Below are 3,106 nucleotides of genomic sequence, written 5' to 3' on the forward strand. Positions count from 1 at the left end.
GCCGTACGCACCGCCTCCTGGAAGTCACCGCGCTCCATGTGGACGCCGCTGATGTTGGACAGGGACTCCGCCTCGGCCCGCTCCGCGCCGAGTTCGCGCTTGAGGGCGATGGACTGCTCCAGTCGCGACAGCGCCTCGTCGAACCGGCCCGTGGTGGCCAGCAGCAGTCCGAGGACGCCGGTGTCCTTGGCCTGTCCTCGGCGGTCGCCGAGTTCGACCGCCAGTTCGTGGGCCTCGACGGCGGCCGCGATGCCGTCCTCGAACCGGCCGCGCTTCCAGCAGGCGACCGCCAGGTTGGACAGGCTCAGCCGCAGGAGATCGGCTTCGCCGAGGCGACGGGCCGCGGCCACCGCCGTGTGGCAGAGCGCGAGGAACTCGTCGAGCCGGCCGCGCAGATCGAGGTGGAAGACGACGTTGGCCGCGAGCAGCGCCACCTCACGGTCGAGGTCCCGGCGGAACGCCAGGGCGATCGCCGCGAGAAGACTGTCCTGCTCGCGTTCGAACCAGTCGCGGGCGGCCTCCGGCGTGCGCAGGGGCGTCAGCTCAGGACGGAACGACGGCGCCGACCGCGCCATCCGCACCCGGCCGGGGAAGAGCAGGTCACAGGCGACGTCAGACGCCGTGAGCGAGTACTCCATCAACCGGCGCACCGCGCCCGCCGCCTCCTCGCTGAACTCGCCGGTGCCCCCCGAGTGCCGGGTGCGCGACAGCATGTGGGCGAAACTGCGCACCAGGTCGTGGAAGGCGTAGCGGCCGGGCTCGTGCTGCTGCACCAGGTGCATGTCGAGGAGGTACTCCAGGACGTCCTCGGCGTCCCGGACTCCGAGGTCGAGCAGCGCCGCCGCCGTGTACACGTCGAGCTCGGCGCCCGGGTACTGGCCCAGCAGACGGAAGGACTTGCGGTACGCGGCGTCCAGTCCCTCGTACGACAGCCGCAGTGTGACCTCCACGCTGCGTTCGCCGGCGCTGAGTTCCGCCAGGCGGTGGGTGTCGTCGCGGAGCCGGTCCACGAGGTAACGCACGCTCCAACGGGGGCGCTTGCGCAGCCGGGCCGCGGCGATGCGCAGCGCCAGGGGTAAGTGCCCGCTCAGATCCGCCAGTTCGGCGACCGCCTCGGGCTCGGCTTCGGCCCGGCGGTCACCGATGATGCTCACGATGAGCGCGATGCTGTCCGGCGGAGCCATGGTGCCGAGCGAGATGGAGTGCGCGGCGTCCAGGTCCACGAGCAGGGCTCGGCTGGTGACCAGGACGATGGTGCTGGTGGGGGACGCCAGCAGGGGCCGCACCTGGGACTCGTCGACTACGTTGTCAAGCAGGAGGATCATCCTGTGCTTGATCATGGTGGCGCGCCACAGGGCGATGCGGCCCTGCGGATCGTCGGGTATCCGTTCGCCGGGAACGCCGAGCATGCGCAGCAGGGCCTCGGCCGCGGCCGCGGGAGTGAGCGGTTCCTCGTCGGGTGTGTAGCCACGCAGGTCGAGGTGGAGCTGGGCGTCGGGATACCGCTCGGCGAGACGGTGTGCCGCCCGGACCGCGAGGGAGGTCTTGCCGCTGCCGCCCATACCGTCGATGGCGACGATGAGCGGCCCGGAGCCGTCGGCGTCCTCGATGAAGCCCAGGAGCTTGTGCAGTTCCTCCTCGCGGCCGGTGAAGTCGCGCAGGTCGTAGGGGAGGGTGGACCGGCCGCTGCTCACCGCGGGCGCCGCCGGGGCATGCGGGGCGTGGCCGTTGAGCGAGGGGTCGTTGCGCAGGATCGCCTGGTGGAGCTCGCGCAGCGAGGTGCCCGGCTGGATGCCCAGTTCCTCGTCGAGTACGGCGCGGATCGTGCCGTACTCCTCCAACGCCTCCGCCTGGCGCCCCGAGCGGTACAGGGCGAGCATCAGATGTCCGCGCAGGGGCTCGCGCAGCGGGTTGTCGCGGACCGCTTCGCGGATCTCGGCGATCAGTGAGGCACTCTCGCCCGCCTCCAGTCTCAGGTCGAAGAGCTGCTCCACCGCGGTCGTCCGCCGTTCCTCGAGGGAGGCGGAGGCCGCGTCCACGACAGCGCCGCCGCTGCCGGACAGCACCGGGCCGCGCCACAGGGCGAGGGCCTTCCTCAGCAGCGCCGTGGCCTCCGTGGTCCGGCCGGCGGCGGTGTGGTCGCGGGCCCGTTGCAGCGCGTCGGTGAACTGGAGCAGGTCGAGCTGTTCGAGCGTCACGGAGGCCCGGTAGCCGGGTCCGTCCGTCACGATGAGGGTCCGACCGCCGGGGATGCGCTGACGCAGCTCGGCAACGGCCTTGCGGACCTGGTGCGCGGCGGTCGCGGGCGCGTCCTGGTCCCAGACGGCCTCGATGAGCCGGTGGACCGGCAGCACCCGTTGCGGTTCGAGGAGCAACGTCACCAGGACGCGCTCGTTGACGGGTCCTCCGACGTGGACGCGTTCGTCCTCGTCCCAACATTCCAGGGATCCGAGGATGCGAAAGCGGATGGGCCCTGTCTGGCGCATGGCGCGTGTCCTCTCCTCGGTCCTGGACGGCTGCCACGACACCGCGACTGCAGGGACCGAGGGGACCGGAGACGGCTTCCCGTTCCTTCACGTTCCGCAGTGAACGGCACAGGGCGGCCGACGTAGATGCTGACATTCTCACCCATGCGGTGGACCGCTTGTCGCGCGTTGGTGGCGGTTGCCGACGCGCCAGGGGGCACGCTGTTGGATATCGGACAGGTTTTCGCGGGTGTCCGGCACCACCTGCGCAGGCCACGGGGGAACGGCGGGCCGCGGGAGGCGAACGGCGGACCGGCCGGCGGCGGCGGCCGGGGATCCCGACGGCACGACGGCCGGTGGCGGGAGGCGGACGGGGTGGGTGTACCGCGCCCTGCAACCCGAAAGACCGTTACGGTCTGTAGCCGTCTGCTCGTTCACGCGTCTGCGGAGCCGATCAGGTGTGCACCGTACGGCGCTGTCGCCTGCCGGACTCCCGAAGGCCGCCGCGGCCGCGTTGACGGGCGAAGACCGTCCTGGAGCCGTCCCCGGCGTCCCGGGCGCATACGGTGGGTGGCCGACAGCGTGACGCCGCCGGCCACAAGGGCACCAGCATGTCCGTCCCGCCGACGTTCATCAACGAC

At 71.7% G+C, this 3,106-nt stretch carries 1 protein-coding gene; it reads right to left on the reverse strand.

All coding sequences use genetic code 11. The features are described 5' to 3' along the window. The coding region (locus tag ABZ646_RS43720; protein WP_360532544.1) for a BTAD domain-containing putative transcriptional regulator at positions 1-2,486 on the reverse strand (2,486 nt) is incomplete at its 3' end. Between the last annotated feature and the right edge of the window lie 620 nt (positions 2,487-3,106).

This window comes from Streptomyces sp. NPDC007162 (assembly GCF_040634175.1).
In the GTDB taxonomy this organism is placed as follows: domain Bacteria; phylum Actinomycetota; class Actinomycetes; order Streptomycetales; family Streptomycetaceae; genus Streptomyces.